Origin of the sequence: Rhodococcus sp. 06-1474-1B (assembly GCF_002258885.1) — a bacterium.
GTDB classification, from domain to species: Bacteria; Actinomycetota; Actinomycetes; order Mycobacteriales; family Mycobacteriaceae; genus Rhodococcoides; species Rhodococcoides fascians.
Genome location: NZ_NOYR01000009.1, coordinates 1 through 18,164, shown reverse-complemented (window position 1 = coordinate 18,164; position 18,164 = coordinate 1). Strand labels below are relative to the sequence as shown.

The 18,164-nt window shown below is 64.0% G+C and carries 20 protein-coding genes; 9 read left to right on the top strand and 11 right to left on the bottom strand.

The window, feature by feature from the left end:
- Positions 1-16: 16 nt before the first annotated feature.
- A complete protein-coding gene (locus CH266_RS02890; RefSeq protein ID WP_032389748.1) occupies positions 17-811 on the bottom strand; it encodes an endonuclease/exonuclease/phosphatase family protein in 795 nt (264 codons plus the stop codon).
- A 162-nt stretch (positions 812-973) separates the two neighbouring features.
- Here CH266_RS02890 and CH266_RS25275 point away from each other — a divergent pair, with 162 nt between their 5' ends.
- The 4 genes from CH266_RS25275 (at position 974) to CH266_RS02875 (ending at position 4,886) form a co-directional block, all read left to right on the top strand.
- The gene (locus CH266_RS25275) at positions 974-1,150 is read left to right on the top strand and encodes a hypothetical protein (protein ID WP_155288527.1); all 177 of its coding nucleotides are present in this window, start codon (positions 974-976) and stop codon (positions 1,148-1,150) included.
- 691 nt (positions 1,151-1,841) lie between these two features.
- Positions 1,842-2,510: a hypothetical protein gene (locus CH266_RS02885; RefSeq protein WP_052060459.1), complete on the top strand. Its 669-nt coding sequence runs from the start codon at positions 1,842-1,844 to the stop codon at positions 2,508-2,510.
- Positions 2,511-2,569: 59 nt separating this feature from the next.
- Positions 2,570-3,277: a GAF domain-containing protein gene (locus CH266_RS02880; protein WP_032383068.1), complete on the top strand. Its 708-nt coding sequence runs from the start codon at positions 2,570-2,572 to the stop codon at positions 3,275-3,277.
- 166 nt (positions 3,278-3,443) lie between these two features.
- Positions 3,444-4,886: a sugar transferase gene (locus CH266_RS02875; protein ID WP_094714674.1), complete on the top strand. Its 1,443-nt coding sequence runs from the start codon at positions 3,444-3,446 to the stop codon at positions 4,884-4,886.
- Positions 4,887-4,902: 16 nt separating this feature from the next.
- On the opposite strand, the gene CH266_RS02870 is transcribed toward CH266_RS02875, so the two are convergent.
- The 5 genes from CH266_RS02870 to CH266_RS02850 are packed head-to-tail and all read right to left on the bottom strand — an operon-like array spanning position 4,903 to position 8,493.
- Positions 4,903-5,967 carry an isopenicillin N synthase family dioxygenase gene (locus CH266_RS02870; RefSeq protein ID WP_094714673.1) on the bottom strand — a complete coding sequence of 355 codons (1,065 nt, stop codon included), beginning with the start codon at positions 5,965-5,967 and terminating at the stop codon, positions 4,903-4,905.
- A gap of 50 nt (positions 5,968-6,017) precedes the next feature.
- Complete coding sequence (locus CH266_RS02865) at positions 6,018-6,485, bottom strand: Sec-independent protein translocase subunit TatA/TatB (protein WP_094714672.1); 468 nt, start codon at positions 6,483-6,485, stop codon at positions 6,018-6,020.
- Positions 6,473-7,252 carry a twin-arginine translocase subunit TatC gene (tatC, locus tag CH266_RS02860; protein ID WP_094714671.1) on the bottom strand — a complete coding sequence of 260 codons (780 nt, stop codon included), beginning with the start codon at positions 7,250-7,252 and terminating at the stop codon, positions 6,473-6,475. The genes CH266_RS02865 and tatC overlap by 13 nt, the downstream gene beginning before the upstream one ends.
- Positions 7,249-7,455, bottom strand: coding sequence for a twin-arginine translocase TatA/TatE family subunit (locus CH266_RS02855; protein ID WP_032371812.1), 207 nt, complete (start codon positions 7,453-7,455; stop codon positions 7,249-7,251). The genes tatC and CH266_RS02855 overlap by 4 nt, the downstream gene beginning before the upstream one ends.
- A 33-nt stretch (positions 7,456-7,488) precedes the next feature.
- Positions 7,489-8,493 carry a dioxygenase family protein gene (locus CH266_RS02850; RefSeq protein WP_094714670.1) on the bottom strand — a complete coding sequence of 335 codons (1,005 nt, stop codon included), beginning with the start codon at positions 8,491-8,493 and terminating at the stop codon, positions 7,489-7,491.
- Between the two features lie 170 nt (positions 8,494-8,663).
- Between CH266_RS02850 and CH266_RS02845 the strand changes: the two genes are divergently transcribed.
- Complete coding sequence (locus tag CH266_RS02845; protein WP_094621442.1) at positions 8,664-9,686, top strand: ABC transporter substrate-binding protein; 1,023 nt, start codon at positions 8,664-8,666, stop codon at positions 9,684-9,686.
- A 72-nt stretch (positions 9,687-9,758) separates the two neighbouring features.
- On the opposite strand, the gene CH266_RS02840 is transcribed toward CH266_RS02845, so the two are convergent.
- Positions 9,759-10,733, bottom strand: a complete 975-nt coding sequence (locus tag CH266_RS02840; RefSeq protein ID WP_094714669.1) for a GGDEF domain-containing protein — start codon at positions 10,731-10,733, stop codon at positions 9,759-9,761.
- 252 nt (positions 10,734-10,985) lie between these two features.
- On the opposite strand from CH266_RS02840, the gene CH266_RS02835 reads away from it, so the two are divergent.
- Positions 10,986-11,909, top strand: a complete 924-nt coding sequence (locus CH266_RS02835) for a GGDEF domain-containing protein (RefSeq protein ID WP_094621444.1) — start codon at positions 10,986-10,988, stop codon at positions 11,907-11,909.
- A 10-nt stretch (positions 11,910-11,919) separates the two neighbouring features.
- Here the strand turns inward: CH266_RS02835 and CH266_RS02830 are convergent, their stop codons facing one another.
- Complete coding sequence (locus CH266_RS02830) at positions 11,920-12,714, bottom strand: SDR family NAD(P)-dependent oxidoreductase (RefSeq protein WP_094714668.1); 795 nt, start codon at positions 12,712-12,714, stop codon at positions 11,920-11,922.
- Positions 12,715-12,869: 155 nt separating this feature from the next.
- On the opposite strand from CH266_RS02830, the gene CH266_RS02825 reads away from it, so the two are divergent.
- Together CH266_RS02825 and CH266_RS02820 are read left to right on the top strand one after the other, a co-directional pair.
- Positions 12,870-13,193: a hypothetical protein gene (locus tag CH266_RS02825; protein WP_139278407.1), complete on the top strand. Its 324-nt coding sequence runs from the start codon at positions 12,870-12,872 to the stop codon at positions 13,191-13,193.
- Positions 13,194-13,356: 163 nt separating this feature from the next.
- Positions 13,357-14,325, top strand: coding sequence for an AurF N-oxygenase family protein (locus CH266_RS02820; protein WP_094695607.1), 969 nt, complete (start codon positions 13,357-13,359; stop codon positions 14,323-14,325).
- Here the strand turns inward: CH266_RS02820 and CH266_RS02815 are convergent.
- Genes CH266_RS02815 through CH266_RS02805 form a run of 3 tightly spaced genes read right to left on the bottom strand, consistent with a single transcriptional unit; the run spans position 14,298 to position 16,681 of the window.
- Positions 14,298-15,035 carry a TetR/AcrR family transcriptional regulator gene (locus tag CH266_RS02815; RefSeq protein ID WP_052057102.1) on the bottom strand — a complete coding sequence of 246 codons (738 nt, stop codon included), beginning with the start codon at positions 15,033-15,035 and terminating at the stop codon, positions 14,298-14,300. The genes CH266_RS02820 and CH266_RS02815 overlap by 28 nt on opposite strands.
- Before the next feature lie 53 nt (positions 15,036-15,088).
- On the bottom strand, positions 15,089-15,445 hold the full coding sequence (locus CH266_RS02810; RefSeq protein WP_032366952.1) for an ArsR/SmtB family transcription factor: 357 nt from the start codon (positions 15,443-15,445) through the stop codon (positions 15,089-15,091).
- A gap of 30 nt (positions 15,446-15,475) precedes the next feature.
- A complete protein-coding gene (locus CH266_RS02805) occupies positions 15,476-16,681 on the bottom strand; it encodes an MFS transporter (protein WP_094714680.1) in 1,206 nt (401 codons plus the stop codon).
- A gap of 135 nt (positions 16,682-16,816) precedes the next feature.
- On the opposite strand from CH266_RS02805, the gene CH266_RS02800 reads away from it, so the two are divergent.
- Positions 16,817-18,043, top strand: coding sequence for a sensor domain-containing protein (locus CH266_RS02800; RefSeq protein WP_094714667.1), 1,227 nt, complete (start codon positions 16,817-16,819; stop codon positions 18,041-18,043).
- The last annotated feature ends 121 nt before the right edge of the window (positions 18,044-18,164 follow it).

The window sequence follows — 18,164 nt, the reverse complement described above, 5'->3', positions numbered from 1 at the left end:
CGTTCCTACTCCCAGGTCAGATTTCCAGCATCAGTGCGCGGTGATCGGAAACCTCGGGCTCGGCCACGATCTCGAAATTACGCACAGCCGCGGTGGACGAGACCAGAACATAGCTGGCATGACGTATCGGTTTGGTGTAGCTCGATGACCGGGTATCGGCGTTGCCGACGAGGTCGACCATCCCGTGTTCCCTCAGCACGTGGAACGTCGTGCTCGACGGAAGGAGATTAAGATCGCCGCAGAGAACTGCGACATCACTTGTGCCACAGGCTTCTTCAACGATCACCGCTAGTCTGCGGGCCTGCTCGGCGCGGGCGGGGGTGTCCTGTTTACCCGCCGGATCTCGAAGGCCGTGCAGCTGGATTACGGAGACTGTCTTCCCACCGAGACGGTCTCGGACTGTCACCGTGAGTGCTGAGCGAGGTCGGTCCTCGACATCCCAGTCCGTGTAGTCGACGAACTGCGAGTGCACGAATCGGGCGTCGAGCCCGATAACGGGAATGTCGTCTCGAACCCATGTTGCGATGCCGAAGTCCTGTCGCAGCCGAACGCCTTCGTCGTCGGTCACCGGACCTGCGTCGTTCGCAACGAAATATGGGGTGTATCCGGGCAGTGCGGAGGACACGTCATCGAAGAGGTTCAACCGTTGCGGGAGCGTCCTCTCACCGTCGGCGAAGGTAGCCCATCCCGACCTCTGTGGAGTGCGCGTAACTTCTTGCAAGCAGACGATGTCTGCATCGACGGCGCGCAGCCAGGGTAAGAGCTCGTCGTACATCGCTCCACCCCAAGCGTTGACCGACACCACTCTCACAGACCAAAAGTACCCCAGCGGGTGGTCGAAGCGAATCGAAAATTTGCGCAGCAACTCTTGACTGCACTTTTCAACTATGTACTCTAGCTAACGACAATGGTCGTGTGCATCTCGTTTTCGTCGTCCCGTCCGAATGAATCTGCTTCTGATGTCGGAGGATCCATGCAGACAGTTTTCTGGGCACCGCGTTTTGCGGCTGTGTATTTCCTCGCGGCTCTCGCGTCGCTGGTCCTGTTCACTACCATCGGCGCGAACATGGCGATAGCGGCACCGCTGATCCTGGCCCTCGTAGGGATGGGAGTAGCGGTGTTGATTCGTGCTCGCACAGTTCGCTCGTGACGCGTTCCTGAAGCCGGCTCACGGCACGGGGCCGGCACCACACGATTACGCGGCGTCCTTTTTCGGTGGCGGTTCGTGAGTCGTTCGGCGCGGTAACTCAGCAGCGGACTCCTCGACGTCGGCTCGGCGAATCCCACGGCCGACCCACACGGCGACAACTGCGCCGATCAGTAACCACACGGCGACGATGCCGACAGCCCACCACATGAGCCGCATTCGTAGCCGAGCGCTGGTTGGATAGGTGTGAGTTTCGGCCGAAGTCGTAGCGCTCGCGGCGACGTTCACCCGAACCGCAGCTGCGCCATTCCGGCGGTCATCGGCTCCGTTGTTGGATTCATGGCGACCGAGGTCGCGACGACTCCATACGGCCAGACAGTGGGCTGAGGGTTTACGCTCGCTGACCCGAAAGAGGAACTAGACAAACGTTATGCGCCCGCAGTGGCACCAGTAAGTTCGAGGATCAATGCGCTGATCCGGGTGGTCATCGGGCCGCCCCAGCTAGTGGAATGGCCATGACATTCCGGTTGACGGTTGGTGCATAACGCGAGAAATGCTCCTCCTCGTGTGGCCCGCAGAGATGGGTTGGTCGTGTGCAAGGCTTTCGCAGCGCGCGTGCACGTGTCATCTGTGCCACGATCGAGCCGCGAAGAGGTGCCCCGCCCCAAACGTTCGTCGACGAGGAATGCCCACCATGAAGATTGCTCGACTCGGTGTTGTCAGTGGACTGTTCACCGCCCTGGCTCTCGCGTTCACTGCGACGTCCACCGGCACCGCAACCGCAGCGCCACTTCCGGTCGTCGGCCCCGGTAGTGGTTTCGTCACCACCGGTGGCCTCGACGACCTCACCGTCTGTTCCATCGCGGCCGTCGGCTACGACGACGCGGGCCGACTCGTCGCCCTCACCGCCGGCCACTGCATCCTTCGATCGGGACTCCCCGTCACGCTCGTCGGATCGCCCGCGGCCCCGGTCGGCACTACCGCCGTCGGACATTGGGGGCCGGATTACGGCGTCATCGTTCTGGACCCCACCAAGGTGACACCCGTCAATAGCCTCGGCGGAATCACCGTCACCGACATCGGTACCGCATCGGTGGGGCAGCCTGTCTGCAAGACCGGGCTCGGCAGCGGAGTGACCTGCGGAAGCATCGTCGACGCGCGCGGCAGCGACCTGATGTCCGACGCGCTCACTGTCTGGTCCGACTCCGGTGGACCTCTGGTCGTCGGCACCACCCTCGTCGGCATCACGAGCCACGCCTCCGGGGTGCCGCTGCTCAGTCCCACCGCGTACGCGTCGGCAGCGGAATCCGTTCGGCTGCTGAATCAATCGGGAGAGCCGGGAGCCGGCTTCCGCCCAGTGTGAGCCGGGGTGGCCGGCCGATCGCTGCGCGTAACAGAGCGGAGTGAACTACCGTCCGATAGGTGGACTTGGGAAAAACCGGATTCGGAGATCGAATCAACAGGCTGTTGACGCACCATGCCGACAAGGCCGGCGAGTCCCTCAACACCTACGCACGTCGGGCAATCATCACTCGGCTCGTCACCGAACTCGAACGAGAGTCCTCACCGGAAGTGGCCGCCGTGCTCGCGGACGCCCGCAGTTTCGAATACGAGAACATCGAGTTGTCCGATCCCGATTCGACGTCACTTCCGCAGACGTACCTGCAGATCGGCGACGTCGACCGTCTCGCCGCCGTACGAGCTACGGGCATGATCGGCAGTTCTCGTGACGAGCAGTTCGACAAATTGGCCCGAATGACACTGCGAGCCATGGGAGCACAGGGTGCGTCGATCTCGTTCGTCGACGATCACACGCAATTCATCAAAGCCAGCGTCGGAACATCGGGAACGGCAGCGCAGCCACAGACCGTAGCGGTGGAACGGTCGGCATGCCGTGTCGTGGTGGAAACCGGCGAAACGCTGGTGGCGCAGGACATTCGAGAGCACGCGCTATTGAGGGATCACGCGACTGCGGATCTGATCGCCTATATGGCAGCGCCGATCAAGTCCGACGCTGGGTTCACCGTCGGAATGCTGGATGTGTGGGACTACCGGCCACGTAAATGGACGTCCGGCCACGTGAAGACCCTCGAAGACATCGCCTGGCTCATTCAACAGCGAATTCGTTGACAGCAGCGCTGTTTCGACAGTGACGATGCTTGCGTTGCACGCCGGAAGAGCGTGAAGGGTGATATGTCTTCGGTGTACGAAATGTCGACTGCCGAACGGCGTCACCGCTCTGAGGACATGAAATTTGGAAGGACCGGATATCGAGTCGAACTCGCGCGGATCGACGATGACGATATCGACACCGCAGTCAGTGAAAGCCCGCTTCGGGAGGAACGTATCGGATCGAATACGGAGCAACCCTGTTCGTACGATCCTCACCGTTCTCTTCGACGTGCTCGCCGCGGCCATCGGCGTAGCCGAAGGTGTCCACTGGAGCTCCGGCAGCGTCGCTGCGTTGGGTTGGTACCCATGGTTGTTCGTGCCCACGGTCATTGTGCTGCTCGCGTCGAGAAAGCTCTACCGACGTGGGCTTCGACGAAACTTCATCGATGAAATCGGCCCGGTGCAATCCGCCGTCGCTTTCGCGACCCTGATCACGCTCGCCCTGATTCTGGCCATCGAGACTCCCTATCGCCCAGGTGCGGTCATGGTCCGTGTGTGGCTGTGCGCAGCTGTTGCGCTCGCGATCGCGTGCCTGGCACGGGCGTGGGGGCAGCGCTGGCTTCGCGCGAAGCACCATGCGAGTGCACCGACTGTCATCGTCGGTAGTGGTCCCGTCACAGAGCAACTGGCGCGCAGAATGAAGCAGTCCTCCGAATATGGGATGGATCTCGTCGGGACAGTCGACTCCTCGCCCGACGTCGACCCCTCTGTGCAACAGGGGCTTTCGTATCTGGGACCGCTCACCGACCTGACTCGAATACTCCGAGCGCATCGGGTGGAAGAGGTGGTGATCGCGTTCGCGTCGGCTCCGCACGAACAAATAGTCGACGCGATCCGTGCGGCACAGCATGCCGGTGCCCGCGTCTGGCTCGTACCCCGCATGTTCGACACCGTCGGAATGCACGCGCGCATAGAGCATCTGGGCGGGCTGCCCCTGGTGGTGTTGCGGCATGTCGACCCGAGGGGGTGGCAGTTCGTCCTCAAGGGCGCGCTGGACCGCGTCACTGCGGGACTGGCTCTGCTGCTGCTGTCGCCGGTGTTCCTTGTGCTCACCGTGCTGGTACGGGCGAGTTCCCCCGGGCCCATCTTTTTCGCGCAAGAACGAATCGGCCGAGACGGAGTTCCGTTCGACTGCTTGAAGTTCCGATCCATGCGGCCACCACGTGACTCCGATGCGGACTTCGTCCGGACCGAGGGAGCGGCACCCGGCGGTGTGGAAGGCGTGGATCGACGCACCCGGATCGGCAAGATCATGCGGCAGACCTCGCTCGACGAGCTGCCGCAGCTCATCAACGTGCTGCGCGGCGACATGAGCCTGGTCGGCCCCCGTCCCGAGCGGCCGGAGTACGTCGATCTGTTCGCAGCGCAGATCAGACGCTACGGCGAGCGGCATCGCGTCAAAGCAGGACTCACCGGATGGGCTCAGGTGAACGGATTACGCGGTCAGACCCCCATCGCGGATCGTGCGGAATGGGACAACTACTACATCGAGAACTGGTCCCTCCGGCTCGATATCAAGATCGTCTTTCTGACGTGCATCGCCGTGCTCAAAAGGTCGGAAGACTGACCGACGCGTCCGTCTGTCATCGGCCTTCCGCCGCGCGTACGCGTGCAGCCTCGCGGACCGCGCCGACATTCGCCTTGCCCTGCCGCGATCCGGCGAGCTTGGCGGCGATGTGATCGCGTACCGACACCGGCTCGTAGGCCAGGCCGGAATCCGCGTCCAGGTGCGACGGCAAGGTGGAGATCACCGCGTCGACATTGCCGTCGTGGAAGAACGCCGCCGACCGCCGACGCACGATGGTGCCGTCGACGACGGGTGGCTTGACGCGATGCAGAGTGGACAGCCACCGGTCGTTGGTCAATCGCGCAGTGAGATCTCCCAGGTTCACCAACAGAGCGCCGTCGCGAGGAGCGACGTCGTGCCACACGCGGTCTGTACCCAGCACCTGAAGACCGGCCACCTGGTCGGCCCACAACACCGTCACGATCCCGAAATCGGTATGCTCGCCCATCCCGGTGAGGTCACCGTCGAGGGTGACCATGCCCTCGGGCAGGGCGTAGTTGTTCATCCGCAGCACGTCGATCGAGTGGTCGGTGAGCGTGTCGAAGAAGTCGACCGGTAGCTCGAGTGCCGCAGCGAAGATTCCGGTGAGAGTGCGGGCAACCCGAGACGCCTCGGCGAAATACCGTTCGACGTCGCGTTGGAAATCAGGCAGCTCGTCGGGCCACACGTTGATTCCGTAATCCGACTCGTCCAGATCGAGGGCGTCGAAGGATCGCGCTTCGACCCCGACGTTGAACGCCTCGAAAAAGTCGTTCATCCGCGACGCCGACTCGACTCCCACACTGAGACTCAATGATTCGCTCTTGGGCGGGCTGTATCCGCGATTCGCGTCGGGTATCCGGTACGCGTTCTTGGTCGCAAGCGGCAGCGCGAAGAACGAGTCGATGGACCGCGCCAGACCGTCGAGCACATCGTCTCCGATGCCGTGCCCGATGATCTGCATGAATCCGGAACGGGTGCAGGCATCGTCGATCTCGGCCACCACACGAGCTCGGGCTGCCGCATCGGCCGTACTGCCCGAGGCGAAGGGGCCGATGTCTATCGTGGGGATCTCGAACTCGTCTGCACGGTGATCGGACATCGGCGTTCACACTCCTGTAGTCCTGGCTGCTGAGCCGACAATTTACCGCCTCAGCATGCATTCTCGCGCGTCGATGCCTCGGCAGCGATCCGGCGTGGATCGTTCTCGGGCAGTGACTCGATGAGCACGCGACGCGGATGCGATGACGGTCCCGTGATCAGATACTTCTGACCGGGTCGCACTCGGGCGGCCTCTGCGACCAGTTCTGGATCGGTCGGCGTCGCAGTGTCGTTCTCTCGCAGAGTGTCGTTCTCTCGCAGTGCGTCGTTCTCTCGCAGTGCGTCGGCGACGATGCGGCGTGGGTCGTACTGCCTGAGGTCCAACGACTCCCACTCGCTGCGGCGTAGCGGAACGCCCATCTCGGCCTCCGCTGTGCTGCGGGTGCTGTCGACGAAGTGCCGCAGCGTGCGCACCGCCCGTCCGAGTCGGTGGGCATAGCCGGGCAGTCGTTGCGGGCCGAGGACGAACCCCGCAATGATCGCGACGAGGAACAATTTCTCGAATGTCAGGCCGAACATGATGAATTCTCCTGTGCAGTAGCACGTCTGGACGATCGTCTGTCGTGTATCTCGGTGATCGCGAGAGCCGCGCCGAACAGCGTGACCATCGGCAGCGCGACGAGGAACATGGAGAGCACGTCTGCCGCGGGGGTGACCAGTGCGCTGAACAGGGCGATCGCCACCACGCTGACACGCCAACTGCTGCGCAGCCTGTCTGCGGAGACGATGCCGAGGCAGTTCAGCATCACCAACACTGCCGGCAGGACGAAGGCGATACCGGTTGCCAACACGATCTTCATGACGAAATCCACGTAGTACGACGCGTTGAGGATGGTGCTGTCCTCGTCGGAGGAGAAGCCCGCGAGCACGCTCACCATACGAGGGAAAATGGTGAACCCGAATGCGCAGCCGGCGACGAACAGTGGGGTAGCAGCCGCGGAGAATCCGAGAACGTACTTTTTCTCGCGACGGGTCAATCCTGGAGTGAGATAAGCGAAGATCTCCCGCAACCACACCGGACTCGACACGATGACGCCGGTGAACAGTGCGATCCGCAGCTGGAGATCGAATGCGCCCGTGACGGTCTCGAAGTTGAGGCTGGCCTGGCGGGACAGCGCCAGTTCCTCGACGGGGCCGCGGAGGATGTCGAGAATCCGATCGGAGGTCGCGAAGCCGATCATGACGCCGACGAGCAGCGACACCGCCGCACGGATCGCACGGCGACGTGCCTCGCGCATGTGCCCGGCAAGGGGCATCGCACCCCGCACGGCGGTGGCTGCGGTCATGAGGCGTGTCGGTACGGAACCGGGACCGAGACGTCGTCGGGCGTCGCCGATGTCTTCGCTTTGTCTTCATGCACTTCGTCTTTGAGGATGCGCATCGACTGACCGACACCCTTGGCGAGCGAGGGGAGTTTGGTCGAACCGAACACGAGCAGAACGATGGCGAGAACGACGAGGGCGTGCCATCCAGTGAGGTTGTGCAGCATGATGTTTCCTTCGGTGGGTGGTGTCGGGGAGGGTCAGTTGGTGGGAGCGGTGCCGGCAGGTCCGCCGGCCGGGGGTGTGCCGCCCATCGGCGGTTGTCCGCCCCCGCCGCCCGCACCGCCGCCGGAAGGCGCTGCGCTCATGGCGGGTTCGGTGGTGGTGTCGATCGCGACTGCCAGCGAGCCGACATAGCCGCTCGTGGGGTCGCCGGTGAAGGTGCCCATCTCCAGGTCGTAGCCGTCGCCGAACACGTTGTCGTTGTCGAGACTGCCGAGCTGGGCGAGGTTGCTCGCGGAGCCCGGATAGGTGTCGAGCTGGTAGATGTCGTTCAGGATCTCCTGCGGAAAGGCGACCTGCGACGTGGCAATTGCGTTCTCGGCGTTGGTTGCCGACGCTGCGTCGGGGTAGACCTCGAAGTGCATGTGCGTCCAGCGGCCGGAGTAGCAGCCGGGCACGATGGTGTCGAAGGTGGCGCTCCCGCTCGCATCGGCCGTCTGCACACCGCGCAGGTACGTCTCGTCCTCGGCACCCTCGGAGTACATCGAGTACTTGCCGTTCGCGTCGCACTGCCATAGGTACACCGCTGCCCCCTCGAAGGGGCGGTTGTCGTTCGCCATGTCGGTGAGAGTGAACGTGAACGACAGTGGGACACCGCTGACCGTGGTGCCGCCGTCGAGGCTCGACGTCACGTCGCGGCGAACGATTCCCGATTCTTCGAGAACGTTGACGCCGTTGGTGCCGTCGGCGGGATACGGGCCGTTGGTCTCCTGCGGAATCTCGCTCGTGGCCGAGGCGGTGGTCGCCGTCGTCGATGCAGCTGTGGTGGTGGTACTTCCGGCGTTCGACGTGCTCGAGCACGCCGCGAGGGCGAGTGCTCCGGCACCGGCACCGACGATGCTCAGAACGCGTCGGCGGGTCAACAGGGTGGTGATGTCGAACGCGGCACCCTGATCGACCACCTCCTCGTCGGGACGGTCGAGCAGTCGACCTTCGTACGCGGGTCCGTCGGGGGTGTTCGTGGGTTCGGGAATGCGAGGCATCGCGCTCTGTCTCCTTCGATGTGGCACTGGATGTTTCGGTAGTGCCCATACTCTGCGGAGATCCGGGGAGAACCCTGGGCTCCGGCTGGGAGGTTCCTGCGAGGCCGATTTCGCGGTTTAGGCAAGCTAAGGCTAACCTCTAGTCACTACCCCGACATACAGGACTTTTCATGACTCATCGTGTACTGACCAGCCTCGTTGCCGCTGTACTCACCTCGCTCGCTCTGGTGAGCTGCAGCTCGTCCGATGCCTACGACGCTTCCGCCCCCGCCGCGTCGTCCACCGACTCGTTTCCGTTGACCGTGCAGCACATGTACGGCGAGACCACACTCGACGCCGTGCCCGAGCGGATTGCCACGTGGGGCTTCGGCACCACCGACGCCGTGCTCGCACTGGGTGTGGTGCCGGTGGCCATGCCGTCGGCCGAATACGGCGGCGGAGAGGACCTGATCTATCCGTGGATCTCCGACGCCATCGACGCGAGCGGTGGCCCCGCTCCGACGTTGCTGGACAACGTGACCAACGCATTGACGGTCGAGAAGGTGCTCGCCGCCGACCCCGACGTTCTGCTCGCCCCGCATTCGGGTCTGACCCAGGCCGAGTACGACGCGGTGACCGATGCCGGAATCCCCGTCATCGCACCGCCGGAAGAGCTGTGGTCGACGCCGTGGCGCGACGTCATCACCACCACGGGCGACGTGCTGGGCGTGCCGGATCGGGCTCGTGACCTGGTGGCCGATCTGGACAAGCAGGTCACCGACGCAGGCTCGCAACACCCCGAGTTCGAGGGCCGCACAATCGCTTACGTGTCCGAGGCCGCAGATGTCTACTACCTGCTGCTGCCGTCCGACCCGCGGGTGGAGTTGCTCGAGAATCTCGGCTTCACCTCGGACCCGTCGGTGACGGCCCTGGCGAGCGGTGACTCGACGTTCTCGACCACCGTCTCGGCGGAGAACATCTCGAAGATCGACGCCGACGTGGTGTTCACTCAGGTCGATACCGACGCTGCACTGGCCGAATTCACGGGATCACCGGTGACGCGGCAGATCCCGGCCGTCGCCGGGGGAGCAGTGGCAGGATTCGTCGGTCAGGAAGCCGGGGCCGCAGTAGGCCCGACGGCACTGTCGATTCCGTACTTCCTGCCGACCCTCGTCGACGGACTCGCTCGGGCTACCGAGGTAGCCGGGAACTGACGCAGCAGCGATGCGGGTAGGGATTTGCTTTGGCGGCGTGGTGGTTTCTCCAGGGCACCGTCGACTTGATCCTCAAGGGCGTTCTCGGCGAACATGTTTGACGCCGTACAGATTTTCGTCCGCGCGGGCGAGGATGTCCGAGACAGACTCCTGCCGATCCGTGGACTGAGCTGTTCCGACGCTGGCGTAGGGCAACGACTCGGCGGTGATCCGGGCGAACTCGTCGACCACGTCACGGCTGTGCCCTGTCAGGAGCGCCGCGAACTCGTCACCGCCCAGACGTGCGATCACGGCGTCGGAGGGAGCTGCGCGGGTCCAGGACTGCGCCAGATCGATCAGCAATTCGTCACCCGCACGATGTCCGCCCGAATCGTTGACGGCCTTGAAATTGTCCACGTCGACGATCACCACCGCGACCGGGAGCTCCGCAGTCCTGTTGCCTGCCACCTCCGCCGCGGCCATCTCCCATCCCGCCCGGTTGAACACTCCGGTCAGAGGATCGGTGCACGACGCCACGATGAGAGCCTTGGTCACCACACCGAACGCCTCGCCTGCGGCAATCACCGCGACGCCGAAGATCAGGTACGAAATCGGATACATCGGAGCAGGAGAAGCCCACACCGCCGACAGCACACTCACCACGAGCACGCCGACCAGCACTCTGCCGGGTCCGTCCCGATGGAACGCACGGATGTACATCGCCAGAAACATCGCCGCGATCAGACACTGGCTCTGTGCCGCCGCGAGCCGATGGAACGCCATCACCGCGGGTGTCGCCACCATCGCCGCGGCCAGGGCAAGCCGAAGCGCCACCGCGGTACCGGGTCGAACCCACAGCACCACCACGCCGGCCGCTCCCAGGCCGACAGCTACGACACCACCGGTGACATCGGACGTCACCCGGTCGCCGTGAGGCAGCAACGTCAAGATCACCCCTACTGCATAGAGACCGGTTGTGGCCAGCAGAAAGTACATCAACAGCCGCGTCCGTAGACCCGCCGTACCGTGCACCGAACTCGGATGCGGAACGTGAGGGAACGAGGGCATGGCCAATACCCTGCCAGGGCGCACGGCACCTGTCTCGACCACAACCCCGCCGTTCCGTTGCCTGCGATGATTTTCGCAACGGACGAGCTCATCGGCGGCGGTGAATGCCGCCACAGCGTGCCCGCTTTTTCGGCTAATCGTGTTGCTGGTGCAGGAAAAGTACGGGGCAGTCCGGTAACGCCAGCGGGTAGGCGGCGATGATGAGCTGTGTCCCCACGGCGAAACAGGCAGCCGGCGAGCGCGGGGTCGGTGGTGATCGACTCGCGTCGCCGCGTTCTGTCGTCCCTGCTCGCTGTACAGCTGGTGCTCTATTCGGCCGCGTTCATCGCATCCTGGGCCGACACGAACGGTGCCGGGGCCGTGGGTGAGATGTGGGCCGCAGTGGTCGCTGCGGTGGGATTCGTCGCGATCCTGTCTCGTCGACCAGGCCCGGTGCGGCAGGGGATCGCCATTGCCTGTGCGGCATTGGCTCCAGCGCTGACGATGCTGACCCATCAGAATCTCGCTGCCCAGGTGTGGGCGTTGATTCCCGCGATGTTTCTGGCGCTCTACCTGCGCGCGACGTACCCCGTCGTCGTAGCACGGGTCCTGTGCGTGGCGCTGGCCTTGCTGTCGGCCACGGCGCTGCTGCTCGCGCCCGCCCCGGCACCGATGCTGTGGGGCGCGCTCTACGTCGTGTGCATTCTCGCTGCCGCCGAGGTGTTCGGCGCTCTCGGCGCCGCCCTGATCGCCGGCGCTCTCCGTGACCCGCTCACCGGGGTGTTCAACCGCGCCGGTGCCGTCGACGCGGCGACGAATCTTGCTGCCCGAGCGGCTCGTCGATCGGAGAACATCGCCGCGATTGTGTTCGATGTCGACCACTTCAAAGCGGTCAACGACAGGGATGGCCACGCTGCGGGCGACCGCATTCTCATCGGACTCGCCGACACACTGACCGAGAAAGTACCGGCCGGAAGTGTGATCGCCCGGCTCGGCGGCGACGAGTTCATCGTCCTCGTCGCCGGCCTCGACGCGGTGCAGATCGACGCTCTCGCGCAGGAACTCGTCGCCGGGCATGTCGTCTCGGTCACGTACGGCATCGCCGTCGGTTCCCCCGGACCCGACGTACTCGAGGCGCTGACCCAGGTTGCCGACGCCGACATGTACCGCCGAAAGATGCTGCGCCGCAAACACTGACAGTGCTCGATCAGGGCAGGATGGAATCGACGTAACCGCCGTCGACCCGCAGAGCGCCACCGGTGGTGGCCGACGCCTGATCCGAGCTCAAGTAGACGATCATGTTGCCGACTTCCTCGGGCTCGATCAGTCTGCCTATCAACGAGTTCGGGCGATGGTTCTTCATGAACGTCGCCTGAGCCTCGTCCCACGGGAGGTCGTCGCCGACGAGCTCGGCCACGAAATCCTCCACCCCGCCGGTATGGGTGGGGCCGACGATGACGGAATTGACCGTAACTCCGGTCCCGGCCGCAGCTTTGGCGAATCCGCGACTCACGGCCAGCAATGCGGTCTTGGTCATGCCGTAGTGGATCATCTCCTCGGGAATGACCACGGCGGAGTCGCTACAGATGTTCTGCACTCGACCCCAACCGAATTCCATCATCCCGGGCAGGTAGGTGCGGATCAGGCGGACGGCCGAGAGCACGTTGACCTCGAAGTAGCGACGCCATTCGTCGTCGTCGATCTCGAGGGCGGGCTTGGATCCGAAGATGCCGAGGTTGTTGACGAGGATGTCGACCGCGGGGACGCGCGCGGTGAGTTGCTCGACGCCCTCGGCGGTGGCGAGGTCGGCGGCGACGCCGATGACACGCGCGCCCGGAACGGTGTCGAGTATCTGCTGCTCGGCTTTGTCCACGGTGGCCTGCGAACGCCCGTTGATCACCACGCGGGCACCCGACTGTGCAAGCGCTGTAGCGATCGCCGAGCCAATTCCCTGCGTGGAGCCGGACACCAGGGCGGTACGTCCATCGAGATCGATGTGCATGGAGCCTCCTCGTCGTGTTCGTTGTGAGCCTACGCCGTTATAGCGCGTATGCAACTAATTTGGGATTAGCACTCTCGGGCATCGGGTGCCAAAATGGAGAGGCATACTTTCGTGCACCAAACCCCAGCTCAGCGAGCCTGAGGAAGGAGAGAACAGTGACAGTGACATCCCCTGATTTCGACGCTCACGACATGGATGACGTGCCGCCGCGGTGGTGGAATCGACATATTCGCACCCGGACGCAGGTGACCGAGATTGCCGTGATGTTCGGCGCTCTGTCGATTGTGTCGTTCTGGGCAGCCGGCCTCGGCATCGCAGCCGGCCTGATCGCCATCGTGTCCGCGCTGTGGGCGGATCGAAGCCCGGATCTCTCCGGGCCGCGCGCCGAACGCAGCGATACCGCGCTCGCCATCGGCACCGGAGCGGTCGGCGTTCTCATCGGTCTCGGCTTCCTGTTGATGGTGCTGCCGCACTGGTGAGGTGAGGGTTCGTGGCGAGAGCCGGTCGACGACACGTCGGCCGGCTCTCGTCGTCTTCGGCAACATTTCGGTAAGTATCTGCGACGGTCCGTTGCACTAACGGGATTTATATGTGACGCTCTGTAGCGTAAAGATTGTTCGGGACGCAGGCGGAAGGACCACCATGACTGCAGTCGACGACGCACGAACGCACTACCGAGACACCTTGCACTCCTTGTCGACGGCATCGGTGCATCAGCACTTCGACGCTTTCCTCGACATTCCCTGGGACGAGCCCGAATACGCGATCGTTCCCAACGATCCCCGGTGGGTACTCCCGGACGAAGACCCTCTCGGTCACACCGATTGGTACAAGTCGCTTCCCCTGGATCGGCAGATCCACATCGGCATGTATCGCCAGGCCAGCATGGTCAAGGTGGGCCTGCAGTTCGAGCAGATCCTCATCAGCGGCCTCATGCAGTACGCCCTGACGCTACCCAACGACTCGCCGGAATTCCGGTACTCGACGCACGAGGCCACCGAAGAGTGCCACCACACCCAGATGTTCCAGGAGCTGGTGAATCGCATCGGCATCGACGTGCCGGGTGGGCCCGGATGGTTCCGCAAGATCGTGCCGATGCTCACGGTGTTCGCCAGCCGCTCGGCACCGTTCGGATTCTTCGTCGGCGTCCTCGCGGGCGAAGAGCCGATCGACCACATGCAGAAGGGCGTTCTGCGTGGAGGCGCTGTCGGCCACCCGTTGGTCCAGCGCGTCATGCAGATCCACATCGCCGAGGAAGCCCGCCACATCGGCTTCGCGCATCAGTACCTGCGGTACAAGGCTCCTCGTCTCGGTCCCTTCGAGAAGGCGTCGATCTCGATTCTCACGCCCGTCATCATGCGGTTGTTGTGCGACGTCATCATGAAGCCGAGCAAGCAGATGCGACGCGAACTCGACATCCCCGACGAGGTAGTGGACGCCGTGTGGTGGAACAGCGAATCGTCACGAAAGGCATTGCGCGACACCTTCGGTGACGTCCGCATGCTCGCCGGTGAACTGGGACTGATGAACCGCGTCTCCAAGCGCGTGTGGCGCGCCCTCGGTATCGACGGACGACCGTCGCGCTACCGCAGTGAGCCCTCGTTCGGCTGAGCTGTCTGGGGGCCGGTGACAGATTCGAGAGGGACTTGGGGTATCGCGATTCCGCGGGATGCCCCAAGTCCTTTGACCTGCAGCCAGATGGTGTCGGCCAGGAACGTCGCGAAATGATCCAGGCCGGTGCGTGATTCGGTTTGCGCGCTCCAGCTGCGCACCGCGCCCATGCATCCGGAGACCAGGCCCGCGACCCACGGCCGCACCAGCGACCAATCCTCCGGTGACAGATCCGCATTCACCAACGCGAGGAACGCCGCGACGCTGACCTCCAGCTGCTCGGCGAGCAGGGCATTGGTCTCCTCGAGCGGACTGGGCGACTCGGCACTGACGTCCTGCTCCACGAACCGCGTCCACGCGGGATGCTCGGCGACCCAGCGGACGTATGTACTCACCACCCGATGCACCACATCGCGTGGAGTGCCGGTCAACGCGAACGAGGCGACCAGCGCAGCGCTCAACTGCTTGCAGATGGCACGCTGAATCGCGGTGTCGAGATCGGTGCGATCGTTGAAATAGCGGTAGAGGCCGGTGCGATGAACGCCCGCCTCGGCCGAGATCTGTGCAGTGGTCAGCCGCTCCCCGGGAGCGATGTCACGGGCCAGTACCGTCATCGCGGCCTCGATGATGTGGCGTCGACGATCGGTGTTGTGCTGTTCCCACCGCCGCTTGCGGCCATCGGCCTTCGGTCGTGCGCCACCGTCACTCATGCTGCATGGTCTCATGTTCCACGGGCTGCTGTGGGCGCGTTGGGGTTCGGAGGTCACTCGTGCGGGGGTTCACCGGTGACCTTGTGGTCGGCAAAATTGAGGCCCTCACGCACCAGCCGAGCGAGGTGCCCGTCGGCGAGGTTGTAGATGACGTTGCGCCCGTCGCGGCGAGTCTCGACCAGACCGGTGAACCGGAGCTTGGCCAGATGTTGGCTGACGGCAGTGCGGGACGTTCCGGTGGCCGCGGTGAGCTCGCTGACGTCGGCGGGGCCGCGATCGAGTAGCCAGAGTATGTGCAGCCGAGTGGGATCGGACAGCATCCGGAACGTGTCGGTTGCCGTCGCCAGTCGCGCGGAGTCGGGTTGTGCCTCGTGATGGAGACTGATGCGCTGTTCCTTCTTCGGTGGCATCGAGGTGTCTCCTTTGTGGACGGCGTCTCCTCATGCGGAGGCGGCGACCGGGGTTCGGGAGCGACTCCACAGGCGTGCTGCGGACAGTGCCGCAAGTGTAGCCAAGGCCGTGAGCACCGTCGCCGCGGCGAGCAGTCCGAACTGCGCCCCGACCCAACCGGCCAACGGATACGTGAGCAGAAACGCCGCGTGGGACAGGGAGAACTGAGCGGCGAAGATCGAGGTTCGGCTGTGTTCGTCCGACTCTCGTCGCAAGATCCTCGCCGACGGCGTGTTGATCAGCGAGGTGCCGATACCCAGGATCGACCACGTGATCGCCAGAGCGGTCCATGCGGTCGGCCCGCCGCCGAGGGTGGCGACGAGTGCTGCGGCTGCGGTGCCGACGACAGCGACGGCGGCACCGGCGAGCATGAGGCGATGGTCGGAGATCCGCTCGAGGGCTCTCGGAACGAGCAGCGCCGCCGCCATCGACCCCGCACCGAAACAGCCGATGGCGACGGCCAATTGGGTGCTCGAACCGCCGAACAGATCACGCACGTACACAACGGTATTGACGAGTACGAGAGCCGTGGCTGCGGCGACTACGATGTTCAGCGCAAGCAGACCCTGGAGTTCCCGCTGCCGGACGAACGTCGCTATGCCGTCGAGCGGTTTCTTGTGTTGTGGTGCAACGTATCTGGGAAGGGCTGTGCCGACCACCATTGCTGCGGAGGCGACGAACCCCACCGCCGTGCCGACGAACAGGGTGTGGAAGGTGACGACCGTCAGCAGTGCGGCGGCGATCAGCGGGCTCACCAGGGACTCGAGGTCGTAAGCCAGGCGGGAGAGCGTGAGCGCGCGGGTGTACTGCTGTGCGTCCGGCACGACGGACGGGATGACGGCCTGAAAGGTGGGTGTGAACGTGGCCGACGCCGCCTGCAGCACGAATATCAGGACGTAGACCTGCCACACCTGATCGACGAAGGGCAGCGCCAGCGCGGTGAGCGCTCGGATGGCGTCCGCGATGACGAGGACGAGCTTGCGAGGCAACCTACTGGTCAGTGACGAAACAACCGGCGCAACAACCATATACGAGATCATCTTGATCGCCAATGCGGTGCCGAGGACGGCTCCGGCGGCGCTGCCGGCGATGTCGTAGGCCAGGAGCCCGAGCGCCACCGTCAGCAACCCGGTGCCCACGAGCGCGACCACCTGTGCGGTGAACAGGCGTCGGAAAGTGTGATTGTGCCGAAGCATGCGTTCACTGTACATATGCGTGCGCACTTGCGCACTCATATGTTTTATTGAAGATGCACCGACGAACGCCCCACGAAGGGGCTATTTTCTGTAGCGTTGTCGGTTGTCGGCTCAACGAATATCCAGGGGTGGTCAATGGCCGATCAGCGCACGTATCCAGTGGGGCAACTGGCACGCGCCATCGACCAGCTGCCATCGATGATCGGCTACTGGGACAGCTCGGAGCGCAACGTCTTCGCCAACAAGGTCTATGCCGACTACTTCGGCATCGAGCCGGCGCGCCTGGTCGGTATGCACATCAGCGAGCTCCTCGGTGAGGGACTGTACGAACTGAACAAGCCCTACATCTCGGGAGCGCTCGCCGGCGAGCAGCAACAGTTCGACCGCACACTCATCGACGTCAACGGCGTCGTACGCGTCACCCAGGCCACCTACGTCCCCGATATCGTCGACGGCGGCGTCGTCGGATTCACGGCAATGGTCGTCGACGTCAGCGCCCGTGCCGAGGCAGAACGCGAGCGCGACCGTGCCGTCCGCCTCTTCCAGATCGCCATGGAGTACGCACCCATCGGCAAAGCGCTGCTGACGATCGACGGCCGCTGGCTGCAAGTGAACAAAGCACTGTGCGATCTCCTCGGATACACCTCGGAAGAACTGCTGCAGAAAACTTTTCGAGACCTGACACATCCCGACGACATCGCGATGGCAGACGAACACCTCGCCGAATTGGCCGGCGGGACCCTCACCAGCGTGGCATCGGAAAAGCGATACATCCGCAAGGACGGAGCCACCATCTGGGTCCAGCGGAACGCCACCGTGGTGCGAGACAACGACGGCGACGACATCATCATCGCCCAGATCCAGGACATCACCGCCCGGAAGGGAGCCGAGGCGGCACTCGAGCGCCAACTGTTGATCGACGACCTGACCGGCCTGGCCAATCGCCGACGGTTGATGGCAGAACTTCAGGCCCTCAAGGAAGCCGCCGACGAAAACCCGGTCGGAATCCTGTTCGTCGACGTCGACTCCTTCAAATCCGTCAACGATCGATACGGCCACGCAGTAGGCGACCGACTGCTCGCCGCCATCGGAGCCCGCATCCGCGCCAACCTCCGCGCCGGAGACATCGCCTGCCGCACCGGAGGCGACGAATTCGTCGCTCTGCTGCGTAGCTCCCGATCGGCCGACGGAGTCGAACGCCTCGCCGCACGAGTGCGGATGCTACTGGCCGGCCCGTACCTCATCGACGGTGTTCCGGTACCCGCATCGGTCAGCGTCGGATGGAGCTGGGACAAGCCCGTCAGCCCCGAAAAATTACTGCACATCGCCGACGAACGCATGTACTCGTCGAAACGACGCTGACCCCTCGTGCGGCTCCCCATTGCGGACGCCTCCCCATGGCGGATCAATGTGGCTTGCAGTCGCTTGGAGTGCAACAAAGTCGCATTGATCCGTCGGTAGGGGGGGTGAGCGGGGCGGCGAG